This window comes from Dyella sp. C9 (assembly GCF_003332825.1).
Lineage (GTDB): Bacteria > Pseudomonadota > Gammaproteobacteria > Xanthomonadales > Rhodanobacteraceae > Dyella.
Genome location: NZ_QIRF01000016.1, coordinates 18,104 through 34,623, shown reverse-complemented (window position 1 = coordinate 34,623; position 16,520 = coordinate 18,104). Strand labels below are relative to the sequence as shown.

Below are 16,520 nucleotides of genomic sequence, written 5' to 3'. Positions count from 1 at the left end.
CTGCTTAGATCTTGTGGTTGCCAAGCTGCGTCACCAGCTGCGACACCGAGGCATCCATCAGGTGGATGAGCGGCTGCGGCCAGATGCCCAGGGCCAGCACGGCGGCGGCGAAGGCGCCCAGCACGAACCACTCGCGGCCGTTGATGTCCTTCATTTCAGCCACGTGCGGGTTGGTGATGTCGCCCCACAGCACGCGCTTGACCATGTACAGCGTGTACGCGGCACCGATGATCAGCGTGAAGGCTGCGAAGAACGCGATCCACGGATTGGCCTGGAAGCTGGCCAGCACCACCTGGAACTCGCCCACGAAGCCGCTGGTACCCGGCAGGCCGCTGTTGGCCATGGCGAACAGCACGTAGAAGAAGCCGAACCAGGGCATCACGTTGATGACGCCGCCGTAATCCTTGATCTGGCGGGTATGCAGGCGGTCATACAGCACGCCGATGCACGAGAACATGGCGCCCGACACGAAGCCGTGCGAGATCATCTGCACCATTGCGCCCTGCATGCCCAGCTTGGCCGCATCCAGGTTGCCGGCGCCACGCACCAGCATGAAGGCGATAAAGATACCCAGGGTGACGAAGCCCATGTGCGCCACGGACGAATACGCCACCAGCTTCTTCATGTCTTCCTGCACCAGTGCGATGTAGCCGATGTAGACCACCGCGATCAGGCTCAGGCCGATGACCACCCAGGCGTACGCTTCGGAAGCGTCAGGGGTGATCGGCAGCGAGAAGCGCAGGAAACCGTAGCCACCGATCTTCAGCATCACCGCGGCCAGCACCACCGAACCGCCGGTCGGCGCCTCCACGTGGGCATCCGGCAACCAGGTGTGCACCGGCACCATCGGCACCTTCACCGCAAAGGCGATCAGGAAGGCGAAGAACAGCCAGGTCTGCTCCTTCATGGTCAGCGGCAACGCGGCCAGCGTATTGAGGTCGAATGAGCCGCCGGCCTTCAGGTACAGGTAGATCAGGCCCACCAGCATGAAGATGGAGCCGAAGAACGTGTAGATGAAGAACTTCAGCGTGGCGTAGACGCGACGCGGGCCACCCCAGACACCGATGAGGATGAACATCGGGATCAGCATGGCCTCGAAGAACACGTAGAACAGCAACGCGTCGGTGGCGCAGAACACGCCGATCATCAGGCCTTCGAGCACCAGCATGGCGGCCATGTACTGGTGCGGGTTGGTCTGGATCACCTCCCACGCGCCGACGATCACCAGGATGCCGACGAAGGTGGTGAGCAGGATCAGTGCGACCGAGATGCCGTCGACCGCGAGGCTGTAGTGGACGCCAAGCGAGGCGATCCACACGTGGTTTTCCACCAGCTGCTTGGCGCCGTCGGCTGCGTTGTACTGCGGCAGCAGGTAGAGGCTGAGCACGAAGGTGACGATGGCGACCAGCAGTGCGGTCCAGCGTGCACCGTTGGGGCGACCGGAGCCGCAGAGCAGCACCGGGATGGCACCCACGATGGGGAGCCAGATCAGCAGGCTGAGCAAATGATTGAACATGGAGCAGGTTCCCTTATTGCCCGACCAGCCAATACCCGCCGAGCAGCAGGATCAGGCCGAGAATCATCGCGAAGGCGTAGTGATAGAGATAGCCGGACTGCAGGCGGCGCACGCCACCGGCAATGCGATCCACCAGACCCGCCGAACCATTGACCAGCACACCGTCGATCACCGCCGCGTCACCACCCTTCCACAGGGCGCGACCAAGGGCGATACCGCCACGGGCGAACACGATGTAGTACACCGCATCGAACCAGTACTTGTGATTGAGCACGTTGTAGATCGGCTTGAGCGCGGTCTTGATGCGATCGGCCACGGCCGGGTTGAACAGATAGATATAGGTCTGGATCACGAAGGCGGCGGCCACCAGCCAGAACGGCAACTGGGTGAAACCGTGCAGCGCCATCGCGGCCCAGCCGTGGAACTCCTTGCCAACTTCGCCAAGCACATTGTTGGCTTCGTTGATATGGATGGCCGAGCCGAACCACTCGCCGAACAGCAACGGCTGGATGGCCAGCGCACCGACGATGATCGACGGGATCGCCAGCAGGATCAGCGGCAGCGTCACCACCCACGGCGACTCCTTCGGCGTCTCGTGCATGATGCCCGGCTCGTGGTGGCCATGGTCATCCTTGTGCGACACGTGATGGTGCTCGTCGTGCTCGGCATGCGCGTCGTGGCCATGACCGTGGCCATGATCGTGCACCACCACGAAACGCTCCTTGCCGTGGAAGGTCAGGTACATCTGGCGGAAGGTGTACAGCGCGGTCACGAAGGCGCCGGCCATCACGCAGAAGTAGGCATAACCTGCGCCCCAGCGATGCGATTCGCCGACCGCCTCGATGATGGCGTCCTTGGAGTAGAAGCCCGCGAAGAACGGCACGCCGCACAGCGCCAGCGAACCGATCCACATGGTGATCCAGGTGATCGGCATGTACTTGCGCAGGCCGCCCATGTAGCGCATGTCCTGCTCATGGTGCATGGCGATGATCACCGAGCCGGCACCCAGGAACAGCAGGGCCTTGAAGAAGGCGTGGGTCATCAGGTGGAACACGGCGCCGGTGTAGGCCGACACGCCCAGCGCCACCGTCATGTAGCCCAGCTGCGACAGCGTGGAGTACGCGACGACGCGCTTGATGTCGTTCTGCACGATGCCGATCAGGCCGGTGAACAAGGCACCGGTGGCGCCGATCACCATCACGAAGCTCAGCGCGGTCTCCGACAGCTCGAAGATCGGCGACATGCGGGCCACCATGAAGATGCCGGCAGTCACCATCGTCGCGGCGTGGATCAGCGCCGAGATCGGGGTCGGGCCTTCCATCGAGTCCGGCAGCCACACGTGCAGCGGGACCTGGGCCGACTTGCCCATGGCGCCGATGAACAGCAGGATGCAGATGACGGTGGCGGCATCCCAATGGGTGTTCTGGGTGATCTGCAGGGTCTTGCCGATCAGGCTGTCCGCGCTGGCGAAGGCCGTGGCGTAGTCCAGGGTACCCAGGAAGTACAGCACGCCGGCGATGCCGAGCAGGAAGCCGAAGTCACCCACGCGATTGACCAGGAACGCCTTGAGGTTGGCGAAGATCGCCGTCGGGCGCTTGTACCAGAAGCCGATCAGCAGGTACGACACCAGGCCCACCGCTTCCCAGCCGAAGAACAGCTGCATGAAGTTGTTGCTCATCACGAGCATCAACATCGAGAAGGTGAACAGGGAGATGTAGCTGAAGAAACGCTGGTAGCCCGGATCCTCCGCCATGTAACCGATGGTGTAGATATGCACCAGCAGCGACACGAAGGTCACCACCACCATCATCATGGCGGTGAGGCGATCGATCAGGAAACCCACGTGCGCGCTGTAGCGGCCGATCTCGAACCAGGTGTAGATATTCTGGTTATAGACCGGCGCACCGCCCACGGTGAGCTGGTACAGCACGTAGAACGACAGGCCGCAGGCGATCGCCACGCCAAGGATGGTGGCGGTGTGCGAGCCGGCGCGGCCGATGATGCGACCAAGGAAACCCGCCAGCAGGCAGCCGACAAGCGGAGCCAGCGCGATGGTCAGCAAAATGGATGTAGACAGTTCCATCGGCTCAGCCCTTCATGCTGTCGATTTCGGCGACGTTGATGGTGCTGCGGTTGCGGAACAGCAGAACCAGGATCGCCAGGCCGATGGCGGTTTCCGCCGCGGCCACGGTGAGGATGAAGAACACGAACACCTGCCCTGCCGCGTCGCCCAGGAAACGGGAGAACGCCACGAAGTTGATGTTCACCGCGAGGAGCATCAGCTCGATCGACATCAGCAGAACGATCACGTTCTTGCGATTGATGAAAAGACTGGCCAGGGCGATGCAGAACAGCACCGCGCCAAGCACGATGAAGTGCGAGAGCGTGATCATGGGGTGGTCTCCTTGCCCGGTGCCGGCTGCGGTGCCGCCGGAACGACGGCGGCCATCTTCACCACGCGGACGCGGTCACGTGCATCGACGCGAACCTGCTGCGAGGCCTGCTGGTGGCGGACACCGGTGCGGTGACGCAGGGTCAGCACCACGGCAGCCACGACACCGACGGTGAGGATCAACGCGGCAATCTCGAACGGCAGCAGGAATTCGGTGTACAGGGCGTGGCCCAGCCACTCGGTATTGGACATGCCAGCCACGGTGGCCGGGTTGGCACCCATCACCTGCTCGTGCATGGCGCGCACGCCGATCAGGGCCAGCATTTCGCCCAGCATGACCAGGGCGACGATGATGCCGACCGGCAGGTACTTGATGAAGCCTTCCCGCACCTGCTCCCGGTCGATGTCCAGCATCATCACCACGAACAGGAACAGCACCATCACCGCGCCGACGTACACCACCACCAGCGCGATGGCCAGGAACTCAGCCTCGGCCAGCAGCCAGATGCAGGCGGTGCTGAAGAAGGTAAGCACCAGCGACAGCACGGCGTGCACCGTGTTGCGCAGGGTGATCACCCCCAGCGCCGCCACCACGGTCACCGCGGCGAAGGCGTAGAAGCAGACAAGTTGGAACACAGACGAATCAATCACAGTAGTGTCCTCAACGATAGGCGGCGTCTTGAGCGCGGGCAGCCGCGATGTCGGCCTCGAAGCGGTCGCCGATGGCGAGCAGCTGGGGCTTGGTCACCACGTTCTCGCCACGCTGCTCGAAGTGGTACTCATGGATGTGGGTCTCGACGATCGAGTCGACCGGGCAGCTTTCTTCGCAGAAGCCGCAGAAGATGCACTTGAACAGGTCGATGTCGTAGCGCGTGGTACGGCGCTGGCCGTCGCTTTCACGCGGCGCGGAGTCGATCGTGATCGCCAGTGCCGGGCACACCGCCTCGCACAGCTTGCACGCGATGCAGCGCTCTTCGCCGTTGGCGTAGCGACGCAGGGCATGCAGGCCACGGAAGCGGTTGGACTTGGGGATGTGCTCCATAGGGTAGCGCATCGTGTACTTCGGGCTGAACATGTATCGCATGGTCAGGCCCAAGCCCTTCAGCAGCTCGATGAGCAGGAGGCTCTTGAAATAGTGAGTAACGCGGGACATGTTTTCTTCAGCCTCCCGTGCCGACGGTGACCCAGCCGAAGTACTTCATGCAGCCGGCGACGAGGACCCAGGCAATAGCGATGGGAATGAACACCTTCCAGCCCAGACGCATGATCTGGTCATAGCGGTAACGCGGAAAGCTGGCGCGGAACCACAGGAACAGGAAGGCAAAGACGAACACCTTGGCGAACAGCCACAGGATGCTGGAGTGGCCCAGGAAGCCCCACGACTCCGGCAGCGGCGACAGCCAGCCGCCCATGAACAGGATCGAAGCCAGGAAGCTGACCAGGATCATGTTGGCGTATTCGGCTAGGAAGAACAGCGCGAAGGCCGAGCCCGAGTACTCCACGTGGAAGCCGGCGACGATTTCCGACTCGCCTTCGGCCACGTCGAACGGTGCGCGATTGGTTTCGGCCACGCCCGAGATGAAGTAGATGATGAAGACCGGGAACAGCGGCCACATGAACCAGTCGCCGATGCCCTTGCTGCCTGCCTGCGCATGCACGATGTCGGTGAGGTTCAGCGAGCCGGCCAGCACCAGCACGCAGACCAGGCACAGGCCCATCGCCAGCTCATAGGAGATCACCTGCGCGGCCGAACGCATGGCACCGAGCAGTGCGTAACGCGAGTTGGAGGCCCAACCGGCCAGGATGATGCCGTACACGCCCAGCGAGGTCATGGCCAGCAGATACAGCACGCCGGCGTTGACGTTGGCCAGCACCAGCTGGTCGTTGAACGGGATCACCGCCCAGGCCGCAAGCGCGGGGACCAACGCGATCAGCGGCGCCATGTAGTACATCACCCGGTTGGCGCTGGACGGAAGGATCACTTCCTTCAGCAGCAGCTTGGTGACGTCCGCGAAGGCCTGCAGCAGGCCGAAGGGACCGACCTTGTTGGGTCCCATGCGCACGTGCATCCAACCGAGGACCTTGCGCTCCCACCACACGTACAGCGCCACGGTCACCACCAGTGGCAGGACGATGGCGAGGACGCCCAGGACGGGCCAGAGGACGTTATTGAAAAGCTGTTCGCCCATGTGCTTACGCCTTGCTCAGGGTGAGGGCCGCGCCGTACGGCGGCAGCGTGACGGTGTCGTCGTGTGCGGCTTCGATCCAGGCGGCACCATCGGGCACGCTGCCATCGATCACCAGCGGCAGCACCACGTCGGCGACGCGGACCGCATGACCCTCGCCCAGGCCCAGGCGCTGGGCTTCAGCCGCATTCACGCGCACCGCCGGTGCGCGATTCAGCGGATGCTTGCTCAGGGCCGTGGCACGGCGCAGAACAGCATCGGTACGGTAGATCGGCCAAGTGGCCAGGCGGCTCACGCCAGCCACCGCCGGACGCGAGGCCAGTTCGGCACGCGCCTGGTGACCACGCTCGCTGATGCCTTCGCGCAGGCCGGCCAGGTCGTCGAACTCGAAACCGGCGACCTTGAGCACGCCACCCAGCGCACGCAGCACCTTCCAGCCCGGACGCACGTCGCCTGGCGCCTTGGCGCCGGCGGCCACGCTCTGCGAGAAGCCGTCCACGTTGACCAGGGTGCCTTCGATTTCCGGCAGCAGGCCGATCGGCAGGATCACGTCCGCCACCTCACGCAGCGCGGCGCTAGCGTAGGCGGAGAAGGCCACCACCTTCTGGGCGCCCTTGAGCGACTTGAGGAAAGCCGCGCCGTCGGCCACGTCCTGCGGCTCCACGCCGTACAGCACGTACGCCTTGCGCGGCTGGACCAGCATGGCCTGCGCATCGAGGCCACCGTTGCCCGGCAGCACGCCCACGCGGGCCAGGCCCACGGCGTTCGCGCCCACCGGCAGCTCGTTGTAGGCCGCGCCCGTGGCTTCGGCGATGAAGCGCGACACCGCTCGCAGCCACGAGGCCTGCGGGTGCGTCACGGCCGCCTCGCCGAGGATGACCACGGCGCTGCCGCCCTTCATCGCGGCGATGGCGTCCTTGTCGCCCTGGTCGGAGGAGGCGCCATTGATGGCGTCGGCCAGCGCGACCGGCGCGGTGGCACCGGCCTCGACAGCCGCCTTTGCCAGCGACAGCAGCGCATCGACCAGCGCCTGCGGCGCCACGATGGCTTCACCGGCCAGCGTGTAGTTGAAGTGGAAGCTCGCCGGGTTGACGGCGTAGACCTTGGCGCCCTTCTTCACTGCCTGGTGGATGCGGTGATTGACCAGCGGCAGCTCATGGCGCAGGTCGGAACCGACCAGCAGCGCAGCCTTGACCTTGTCGAGCTCGGCCACCGGCTTGGCGAACGTCAGTGCCGCGGCGTTGTCCGCGAAGTCGAGCTGGCGCACGCGATGATCGACGTGGGCGCTACCCAGGCCACGAGCCAGGCGCACCAGCAGGTCGCCTTCCTCATTGGTGGTGGCCGGATGGACCAGCACGCCCAGGTCGCTGCCCGGCACCGCCTTCAGCGATTCCACGGCCGCACCCAGCGCGTCCTCCCAGGTGGTGGACTGCCACTGGCCGTTGCGCTTCACCTGCGGCGCGCCCACGCGGTCGGCCGCATACAGGCCCTGGTGGCTGTAGCGGTCACGGTCGGACAGCCAGCATTCGTTGATCGACTCGTTGTCGCGCGGCACCGTGCGCAGCACCTCACCGCGGCGCGTGTGCAGCCACAGGTTGGAACCCAGCGCATCGTGGTAGGCGACCGACGGCTTGGCCACCAGCTCCCAGGCGCGGGCCTGGAACTGGAACGGCTTGTTGGTCAGCGCGCCCACCGGGCAGACGTCGATGATGTTGCCCGAGAGCTCCGTCTCGATCGTCTTGCCGATGTAGGTGCCGATCTGCAGGTTGTCACCACGGCTCATGCCGCCCAGCTCGTAGGTGCCGGCGATTTCGCTGGTGAAGCGCACGCAGCGGGTGCACTGGATGCAGCGGGTCATCTCGGTGGCGACCAGCGGGCCGAGGTTCTCGTCGGCGATGGTGCGCTTGCGCTCGGTGTAACGCGACACGCTGCGGCCGTAGCCCAGCGCGACGTCCTGCAGCTCGCACTCGCCGCCCTGATCGCAGATCGGGCAATCCAGCGGGTGGTTGATCAGCAGGAACTCCATGACGTCCTTCTGATACTTCAGGGCAACGTCGGTGCGGGTCTTCACCTTCATGCCTTCGGCCACCGGAGTGGCGCAGGCAGGCTGCGGCTTGGGCATCGGCTTGCCGCCCATCTCCACTTCCACCAGGCACATGCGGCAGTTGGCGGCGATGGGGAGCTTGCGGTGGTAGCAGAAGCGCGGGATCGACACGCCGATGGCATCGGCCGCCTCGATGATCATGGCGCCCTTGCGGATCTGCGTGGGCTTGCCGTCGATCTCGATGTTCAGCAGGTCAAGATTAGGCGTAGTGGGCAGCGCACTCATGCGGCGGCTCCAAGCTTGTCGTCGACGATCGAGCGACCGTTGACGATGTAGTACTCGAATTCATCCCAGAACTGGCGCAGGAAGCCCTGCACCGGCCACGCGGCGGCTTCGCCGAACGCGCAGATGGTGTGGCCTTCGATCTGGCCGGCAATGGCCTTGAGGCGATGCAGGTCGTCCATCGTGCCCTGGCCGGCCACGATGCGATCCAGCACGCGGTGCATCCAGCCGGTGCCTTCGCGGCACGGGGTGCACTGGCCGCAGCTTTCCTTGTGGAAGAACTGCGAGATGCGGCGGGTGAAGCGGACCGTGCAGACGGTGTCGTCGAGCACCACGATGGCACCCGAGCCCAGGCCCGTCTTGAGGTCGCGCAGGGTGTCGTAATCGAACGGCAGGCCCTTCAGCTGCTCGGCGCGCAGCACTGGCATGGACACGCCGCCGGGGATCGCGCCCTTGAGGGTGCGGCCCGGACGCAGACCGCCGGCCATTTCCAGCAGCTCGTCGAAGGTGGTGCCGAGCGGAACCTCGAAGTTGCCGCCCTTCTGCACGCAACCGGAGACCGAGAAGATCTTCGGGCCACCGTTCTTGGTCTTGCTCTGCGCCAGGAACCAGTCGGCACCCTTGCGCAGGATGGCCGGCACCGAGGCATAGGTCTCGGTGTTGTTGATCGTGCTGGGCTTGCCGTACAGGCCGAAGTTGGCCGGGAACGGCGGCTTGAAGCGCGGCTGGCCCTTCTTGCCTTCCAGCGACTCCATCAGCGCGGTTTCTTCGCCGCAGATGTAGGCGCCGGCGCCAAGCGCGCCGTAGATGTCCACGTTGATGCCGGTGCCCTGGATGTCCTTGCCGAGCAGGCCGGCCGCGTAGGCTTCCTTCAGCGCCTCTTCGAAGTGCTCGAACGGCTCGTGATGGAACTCGCCACGCAGGTAGTTGTAGGCGACGGTCGAGCCCGTGCAGTAGCACGCGATCGCCATGCCTTCGATCACCGCATGCGGGTTGAAGCGCAGGATGTCGCGGTCCTTGCAGGTGCCCGGCTCCGATTCATCGGAGTTGCAGAGGATGTACTTCTGCATGTCGCCCTTGGGCATGAAGGACCACTTGAGGCCGGTCGGGAAGCCTGCGCCGCCGCGGCCGCGCAGGTTGCTCTTCTTGATCTCTTCGATCAGAGCGTTCGGGTCGGGCTTTTCGGCGAGGATCTTCTTCCACGCTTCATAACCACCGACCTGGGTATAGCTGTCCATCGCCCACGGCTTGTCGAAATGCAGCGTGGTGTAGACGACCTGGTGTTCCTTGGGTGCGGGTCCGTAAGCCATTGCGCCCTGCCCTTACTTGAGACCGTCGAGAATCTGGTCGATCGAGGCGATCGTCAGCTTCTCGTGGTAGTGACCATTGACGGTCATCGCCGGCGCACTGGCGCAGGCGGCGATGCACTCTTCTTCGCGCTTCAGGTACACGCGGCCATCGGCGGTGCTTTCGCCGAGCTTGATGCCCAGCTTCTGCTCGCAATGCTTCACCAGTTCTTCCGCGCCGTTGAGCCAGCAGGAGATGTTGGTGCAGATGGCAACGTTGTTGCGGCCCACCGGGCGCGTTTCCAGCATCGAGTAGAAGCTGGCGACCTCGTAGCCCCAAACGGCCGGCAGGCCGAGGTACTTGGTGACGGCGACGATCAGTTCGTCGGTGAGGAAGCCCTGGTTCTGCTCCTGCGCGGCGAACAGCGCCTGAATCAGCGCCGACCGCTTGCGGTCCGGCGGAAAGCGGGCAACCCACTCGTCGATGTGATGACGGGTGTGCTCGTTGAGTTCGACGAGCGGGTCGACGTTCTTGACCTGCTCGTAATTTCCGGTGGCTTTCATGTGTGGCTCCCGTGGGCTCAGCGATCGACTTCGCCGAACACGAGGTCGTAAGTACCGATCATCGCCACCACGTCGGCCAGCATGTGGCCGCGCACGATGGCATCCATCGAGGACAGGTGGGCAAAGCCCGGCGCGCGCAGGTGCACGCGGAACGGCTTGTTCGCGCCGTCGGACACCAGGTAGCAGCCGAACTCGCCCTTCGGGGCTTCCACCGCCGCGTACGTCTCGCCTGCCGGCACGCCGTAGCCTTCGGTGAACAGCTTGAAGTGGTGGATCAGCGCTTCCATGTCCTCCTTCATGTTTTCACGATGAGGCGGAGCGACCTTGTAGTTCTGCACGATGACCGGGCCCGGGTTGGCCTTCAGCCACTTCACGCACTGCTGGATGATGCGGTTGGACTGGCGCATCTCCTCGACGCGCACCAGGTAGCGGTCGTAGCAGTCGCCTCCCACGCCCACCGGGATGTCGAAATCCATCTCGGCGTACTTGGCGTACGGCTGCTTCTTGCGCAGGTCCCACTCGATGCCCGAGCCGCGCAGCATCACGCCGGTCATGCCCCAGGCCTGGGCCTTTTCGGGCGGGATCACGCCGATGCCGACCGTACGCTGCTTCCAGATACGGTTGTTGGTGAGCAGTTCCTCGTACTCGTCCACCTTGGTCGGGAAGTCGCTGGTGAACGCTTCTAGGTAGTCGAGCATGGAGCCTTCGCGCCAGCTGTTGAGGCGCTTGAGGTCCTTGCCCTTGTGCCAGGGCGACTCGCGGTACTGCGACATGTGGTTCGGCAGGTCGCGGTAGACGCCGCCCGGACGGTAGTAGGTCGCGTGCATGCGCGCGCCCGACACCGCCTCGTACACGTCCATCAGTTCCTCGCGCTCACGGAACGCGTACAGGAACACCGCCATCGCGCCCAGGTCGAGCGCGTTGGAACCGACCCACATGAGGTGGTTCAGGATGCGGGTGATTTCGTCGAACATGGTGCGGATGTACTGCGCACGCTCCGGCACCTCGATACCCAGCAGGGTTTCGATGGCGCGCACGTAGGCGTGCTCGTTGCACATCATCGACACGTAGTCGAGTCGATCCATGTAGCCGATCGACTGGTTGAACGGCTTGGATTCGGCCAGCTTCTCGGTGCCGCGGTGGAGCAGGCCCACGTGCGGATCGGCACGGACGACGGTTTCGCCGTCCATCTCCAGCACCAGGCGCAGCACGCCGTGCGCAGCAGGATGCTGCGGGCCGAAGTTCATCGTGTAATTGCGGATCTCTTGCATGATCAGTTGTTCCGCCAGTTGTCGGCCGCCTCGGCCTTGGCCTGCAGCAGGTCGGCGTCGTCACGGATGACGCGCGGCACCAGCACGCGCGGTTCGATCGACACGGGTTCGTACACCACGCGCCTCTGCTCGGGGTCGTAGCGCACTTCGACGTTGCCGATCAGCGGGAAGTCCTTGCGGAACGGGTGGCCGACGAAACCGTAGTCGGTGAGGATGCGGCGCAGGTCCGGATGGCCTTCATAGACGATGCCATACAGGTCGAACGACTCGCGCTCGAACCAGTTCACGCCCGGCCAGATGCCCGTCAGCGACGGCACCACCGGCAGCGAGTCGTCCTCGCAGAACACGCGCAGGCGCAGGCGCTGGTTGTTCTCCAGCGACAGGATGTGCACGACGGACGCGAAGCGGTTGGGCTGCATGTCGGGACGCGGGCGATCGGACCACTTGAAGCGGCCCATGGCCTCGCCTTCCACGCCACGCGAGAAGCCGGTACCGGAGACGGTTTCGGTGTCCCACTCGGTCTGGCCGTAGCTCATGTAGTCGACGCCGCAGACGTCAATCGGCACGCCGAAGCGGAACGGGGTTTCGTCGCGCAGCGCAGTGGCCACCGCGAGCAGGTCGGCGGCGGCCACTTCGGCGGTGACTTCGTTGCGGACGACGCTGATCTTCAGCGTGTCGCCGAATCGCGCGGTGAGGCGCTCGGCCAGCGAGTTGATCGGAGTATCAGTCATGGCTCAGCTGCGCCTTTGTCAGGAACGCGCGATGGTGTTGGTGCGGCGGATCTTCTTCTGCAACTGCAGGATGCCGTGGATCAGGGCTTCGGCCGTCGGCGGGCAGCCCGGCACGTAGATGTCCACCGGCACGATGCGGTCGCAGCCGCGCACCACGGAATACGAATAGTGGTAGTAGCCGCCGCCATTGGCGCAGCTGCCCATGGAGATGACCCACTTCGGATCCGGCATCTGGTCGTAGACCTTGCGCAGCGCCGGGGCCATCTTGTTGACCAGGGTGCCGGCCACGATCATCACGTCGGACTGGCGCGGGCTCGGGCGGAACACCACGCCGTAGCGGTCCAGGTCCAGGCGCGCGGCACCGGCATGCATCATTTCCACGGCGCAGCAGGCCAGGCCGAAGGTCATCGGCCACATCGAACCGGTGCGTGCCCAGTTCATCAGGGCGTCGACGCTGGTGGTGGCAAAACCGCGCTGGATGACGGGATTGTCCTCGGCCGGACGCAGGATGTCGTCCACGAGGTTCAACGGCTGCGGGTTGTGCATCACCCGGTCAAGGGACGAGATCACTCCCATTCCAGTGCTCCCTTCTTCCACACGTAAGCAAAGCCAATGACCAAGAGCAGCAGGAACGTCGCCATTTCAATCAGCGCGATGATGCCGATCTTCTGGAACACCACTGCCCACGGGAACAGGAAGGCGATTTCCAGGTCGAAAATGATGAAGAGGATCGCCAGCAGGTAGTAGCGCACGTCGAAGCGCATGCGGGCATCCTCGAAGGCCTCGAAGCCGCACTCGTAGGGCGAGAGCTTCTCCGCCTCGGGACGGCGAGGGCCAGCCAGCAGGCCAATGGCCAGCAGCACCACGCCAAGGCCGGCGGCAACGCCGATGAAGAGCAGAATGGGCCAGTATTCGGCAAGCACGGTGAAACGTACCTCCGCGCCTTCATTGGCGCATCAGTGACCGTTGGGGGAAACGGTCTGGAACTGGACTCGGCGGGCCGGTGAAGGCCGCGGGCTGCACACCACGATCGCGCTATCTGGGGGCCGCGAACGTCCGACTTTCCACGATCAGAGGCGGGAATCGCGACATTGTATCAGCGCGCTTAACAACAACAAGCCTTGACGGGTATTTGGAAGGCAATTTGCAGGCATCCAGGGGCACCTCGCGGCGGCCCGGCCCGGCCTTCTACTACAAAGGTCTTACATGGTGTGCGTCGGGCGCTCTGAGGTGGTCAGGCCGGCGAGGATGTTCTCGATGCGGGTCCGGGCGATTTCACCGTCCGACGACTCGTTGAACTGCACGCCGATGCCGGCCGTGCGGTTGCCCTGCGCACCCACCGGGGTGACCCAGACCACCTTGCCGGCCACCGACAGGCGTTCACCTTCGTCCGTCAGGTTGATCAGCAGGACCACCTCGTCGCCGAGGGAGTACCTCTGGGCGGTGGGCGCGAACAGTCCGCCATTCTTCAGATAAGGCATGTAGGCGTTATACAGCGACGCCGTGTCCTTGATCTTCAAGGAAATGATGCCCTGGCGGGCGGCAATGGCGGGATTCATGTCGGCGGCTCCTGCGAGCCGCTGCGGCGGCTCCCCTCGGTGGCATCGTAACGAGCGCCAAGCCCCAGCGACAAGCGAGTTGTCGACAGAATGTGACGGCGGCGGCCGCTCAGAGCTCGCGCCAGCCCCAGCGATCGAAGATCCAGGGGGATGGCAGGTTCATGTGCAACTTGACGAAACGCGGGCCGGCCAGGTCCTCCGGACCGTCATGCAGGGCATACCGCCCCTGCCCGTCCCGCACCAGCGGCGCCTTGGCCCACGGCCAGCCGCGCACCCCGCGTTCGTCGGCCACCAGCAGGTGCAGCCAGGGCTGCAGTGCAACCGAAGGCTGCCATGGCAGCATGGGCGCGCCCGCCCCACGATCGACGCCTCTTGCCCACTGGTAGTGCTCGGCCCGGTCGGCCATGCGGCGCATGCGCTTGCCACTCAGGGCCATCTGGCTGCGATGGCAGGCCAGCGCAGCCAGCTTGTTGGCGTGCAGGCCGACCGAGGAATCCAGCTTGACCCGTCCACTCGTCTCGCCCTCATGGCCGTGCACCAGGTAAGCCAGCAGTTCGGGCTGCTCGCCCTGCCACTGCGCCAGCGCCAGCCGCGTGATCACGTGAGCCGCCCCGTGATCCGGATGGTGATCACCCAGCGCCGGCAGTGCCAGCAGGTTCGGCCGGGCGGCGTCCAGCGCCTCACGGACAGCGGCCAGGGTCGGCTCAAACTTGTCGCACAACCGAGTGGTCAGGCCCATGTCCGGCCAGCCCAGCGCCGTCAGCGATTCGGCCGGCACGCCCAGCTGCGCCAGCGCATGCCCGACTTCGCTGCGCCGGCGCTCGCCCCAGCGACGACGCTCGTCGCTGCCGATGCGCAGCCTGCGCTCGACCCAGCGCTGCGGCCACGGGTTGTTGTCGCCGTTGGTCAACAGGAGGATGCGAACCTCGCCGCCGGACTGGCGCACCTGCTGGATCAGCTCGCCGGTGGCGATGGATTCGTCATCCGGATGCGGTGCGACCACCAGCAGACGGGTGCTGGCGTTGAGACTCAATGCCATGTCAGTGCCGCCTGCCCCGGGGCGGGGTCGGCGGCGGAGGCGGCAGCGGTCGCCAGCCCCGCTCGAACGCCTGGGTCCACACGATGGCCACGGGATTGCCCGATGCAACCTTCAAATGATGGACGCCGCGCTCGAGCACCCAGTGGTCGGCCACCGGACCGCCATCGAGGCTGCCGCTCAGTCGCTGGTGTCCGTCGGTCAGCACGTAGTCTCCGGGTACCTTCACGTCGATGGTCTGGTCGACATCATGGGTGGGAAGCATGTGTCCCGCCACCCACACGTCCCCGCCCGCCGGCACGTAATTGAGCATCACGAAACGGGCACTGGCCCGTGACAGGCGGCGCAATACCACCAGCATGGTGCGATGGCTCACCAACTCGTCGGCGATGGTGTCGGTCATCTGCCCCTTGCGGATGCGATGCAGGGCCAGGCTCTCAAGTACGGGATAGTACGGGCGCATGCGGAAGATCGAATCGCCCTTGGCATCCATCACGGTGTCGGTCTTGTCGGTATAGCGCAGCACCATGGCCAGCTCCGCGCGCTGCGCGGCGAGGCGATCCTGCCACGGCGGCGCCGATGCGAACACGCCCGCCAGTTCGACGCCCAGCGCCACGAACAGCAGCACCACCCGCAGGCGGGGCCGCTGGCCCAGCCACTCCCAGTGCGCAGCCCAGCCACAGGCCGCCAGCACGAGGGTGGGCAACACGGGCAGGAAATCCTGGCGCGTCACCAGCGGCCAGACGAACCAGATCAGCAGCAGGTACAGGCCGCCCTGCAGTGCAAAATACAGCGTCCAATCGTAGCGCGGCAGCGCACGACGGCGGGCCTCGCGCGCGATGAGCCCCACCACCAGCGCCGCGGAGATCAGGAACCACAAGGCCTGCAGCGGCGCATGCCGCTTGTTGGCACCCCCGATGTTGTAACCGGCCAGGCCATACCAGGCATCGCCAAGCAACCCCTTGCTGGCCAGCCAGAGGGTGAAGATCGCCGGCACCAGCAACAGGCCGGCCACACCTGCCAGCCAACAGCGCCATCCGGCACGCGGCGCGCCGGCCGGCTGCAGCAGGCGCACGATTGCCGCGGCCACCAACGCCGTCACCAACAGCACCAGGGTCTTCTGCGAGACCGACAGCGCGCAGCCCACCAGCAACCCCGCAAGGAAATAACGCCAGGCCCGCGGCGCCGCGCCGACCACGACAGCCATGCCGGCCAGCCACATGGCCATCCACATGTCATCGGTGCGGAACTGGCCGCTTACCACGAAGAAGCGCGGGAACAAGCCGGCCAGCAGCACAACCGCCAGCGCCAGGCGCCAGCCGTACAGGCGCCGCGCCATCCAGCCGGTCGCGGCCAGCGCGATCACGTACCACAGCTGCATCGCCAACCGCAGCCAGGTCAGTACGTCGGCGCGGTCATCCAGCAGCCGCAGCAGCGGCGAATGCAGCCAGGCAAACAACGGCCCGTGGTTGTCGAACACATCGCGATAGGGCTGCAAGCCCTGCGCCCACGCCCACGCCACGTGGGCATGCTGCGCTTCGTCCGAATTGAGCGTGTACGCGTTGAGCCATGCCAGTCGGAGGACCAGCAGGAGCAAGAGGGTAATCCAGGGCCAGATGGGGAGGCGGTGCTGCGAGGGGGACATCATCAAGA

Annotated in this window: 16 protein-coding genes; all 16 read right to left on the bottom strand. The window is 65.1% G+C overall.

Annotated features, from left to right (window positions below; all coding sequences use genetic code 11):
* Positions 1 to 4: 4 nt before the first annotated feature.
* Positions 5 to 1,516 (bottom strand): NADH-quinone oxidoreductase subunit M, encoded by a 1,512-nt coding sequence (locus tag DVU99_RS15920; RefSeq protein ID WP_114241214.1) that lies wholly within the window; start codon positions 1,514 to 1,516, stop codon positions 5 to 7.
* Between the two features lie 13 nt (positions 1,517 to 1,529).
* On the bottom strand, positions 1,530 to 3,599 hold the full coding sequence (gene nuoL / locus DVU99_RS15915) for an NADH-quinone oxidoreductase subunit L (RefSeq protein WP_114241213.1): 2,070 nt from the start codon (positions 3,597 to 3,599) through the stop codon (positions 1,530 to 1,532).
* Between the two features lie 4 nt (positions 3,600 to 3,603).
* Positions 3,604 to 3,909 (bottom strand): NADH-quinone oxidoreductase subunit NuoK, encoded by a 306-nt coding sequence (gene nuoK, locus DVU99_RS15910; RefSeq protein ID WP_114241212.1) that lies wholly within the window; start codon positions 3,907 to 3,909, stop codon positions 3,604 to 3,606.
* Complete coding sequence (locus DVU99_RS15905; protein WP_114241275.1) at positions 3,906 to 4,556, bottom strand: NADH-quinone oxidoreductase subunit J; 651 nt, start codon at positions 4,554 to 4,556, stop codon at positions 3,906 to 3,908. The genes nuoK and DVU99_RS15905 overlap by 4 nt, the downstream gene beginning before the upstream one ends.
* Positions 4,557 to 4,569: 13 nt before the next feature.
* The gene (gene nuoI, locus DVU99_RS15900) at positions 4,570 to 5,061 is read right to left on the bottom strand and encodes an NADH-quinone oxidoreductase subunit NuoI (protein ID WP_114241211.1); all 492 of its coding nucleotides are present in this window, start codon (positions 5,059 to 5,061) and stop codon (positions 4,570 to 4,572) included.
* A 7-nt stretch (positions 5,062 to 5,068) separates the two neighbouring features.
* On the bottom strand, positions 5,069 to 6,097 hold the full coding sequence (gene nuoH / locus DVU99_RS15895) for an NADH-quinone oxidoreductase subunit NuoH (protein WP_114241210.1): 1,029 nt from the start codon (positions 6,095 to 6,097) through the stop codon (positions 5,069 to 5,071).
* Between the two features lie 4 nt (positions 6,098 to 6,101).
* Complete coding sequence (gene nuoG, locus DVU99_RS15890) at positions 6,102 to 8,423, bottom strand: NADH-quinone oxidoreductase subunit NuoG (RefSeq protein WP_114241209.1); 2,322 nt, start codon at positions 8,421 to 8,423, stop codon at positions 6,102 to 6,104.
* The gene (gene nuoF, locus DVU99_RS15885; protein WP_114241208.1) at positions 8,420 to 9,730 is read right to left on the bottom strand and encodes an NADH-quinone oxidoreductase subunit NuoF; all 1,311 of its coding nucleotides are present in this window, start codon (positions 9,728 to 9,730) and stop codon (positions 8,420 to 8,422) included. The genes nuoG and nuoF overlap by 4 nt, the downstream gene beginning before the upstream one ends.
* 12 nt (positions 9,731 to 9,742) lie before the next feature.
* On the bottom strand, positions 9,743 to 10,270 hold the full coding sequence (nuoE, locus tag DVU99_RS15880; protein WP_114241207.1) for an NADH-quinone oxidoreductase subunit NuoE: 528 nt from the start codon (positions 10,268 to 10,270) through the stop codon (positions 9,743 to 9,745).
* Positions 10,271 to 10,287: 17 nt separating this feature from the next.
* Positions 10,288 to 11,541: an NADH-quinone oxidoreductase subunit D gene (locus tag DVU99_RS15875; protein ID WP_114241206.1), complete on the bottom strand. Its 1,254-nt coding sequence runs from the start codon at positions 11,539 to 11,541 to the stop codon at positions 10,288 to 10,290.
* A gap of 2 nt (positions 11,542 to 11,543) precedes the next feature.
* The gene (locus DVU99_RS15870) at positions 11,544 to 12,272 is read right to left on the bottom strand and encodes an NADH-quinone oxidoreductase subunit C (RefSeq protein ID WP_114241205.1); all 729 of its coding nucleotides are present in this window, start codon (positions 12,270 to 12,272) and stop codon (positions 11,544 to 11,546) included.
* 18 nt (positions 12,273 to 12,290) lie between these two features.
* Positions 12,291 to 12,848: an NADH-quinone oxidoreductase subunit B family protein gene (locus DVU99_RS15865; protein ID WP_026034090.1), complete on the bottom strand. Its 558-nt coding sequence runs from the start codon at positions 12,846 to 12,848 to the stop codon at positions 12,291 to 12,293.
* Positions 12,839 to 13,195: an NADH-quinone oxidoreductase subunit A gene (locus DVU99_RS15860; RefSeq protein ID WP_114241204.1), complete on the bottom strand. Its 357-nt coding sequence runs from the start codon at positions 13,193 to 13,195 to the stop codon at positions 12,839 to 12,841. The genes DVU99_RS15865 and DVU99_RS15860 overlap by 10 nt, the downstream gene beginning before the upstream one ends.
* 279 nt (positions 13,196 to 13,474) lie before the next feature.
* A complete protein-coding gene (locus tag DVU99_RS15855) occupies positions 13,475 to 13,831 on the bottom strand; it encodes a PilZ domain-containing protein (RefSeq protein ID WP_114241203.1) in 357 nt (118 codons plus the stop codon).
* Positions 13,832 to 13,940: 109 nt separating this feature from the next.
* Positions 13,941 to 14,870: a PIG-L deacetylase family protein gene (locus tag DVU99_RS15850; RefSeq protein WP_114241202.1), complete on the bottom strand. Its 930-nt coding sequence runs from the start codon at positions 14,868 to 14,870 to the stop codon at positions 13,941 to 13,943.
* A gap of 1 nt (position 14,871) precedes the next feature.
* Positions 14,872 to 16,464, bottom strand: a complete 1,593-nt coding sequence (locus DVU99_RS15845; RefSeq protein ID WP_157971462.1) for a glycosyltransferase family 39 protein — start codon at positions 16,462 to 16,464, stop codon at positions 14,872 to 14,874.
* Positions 16,465 to 16,520: the final 56 nt, after the last annotated feature.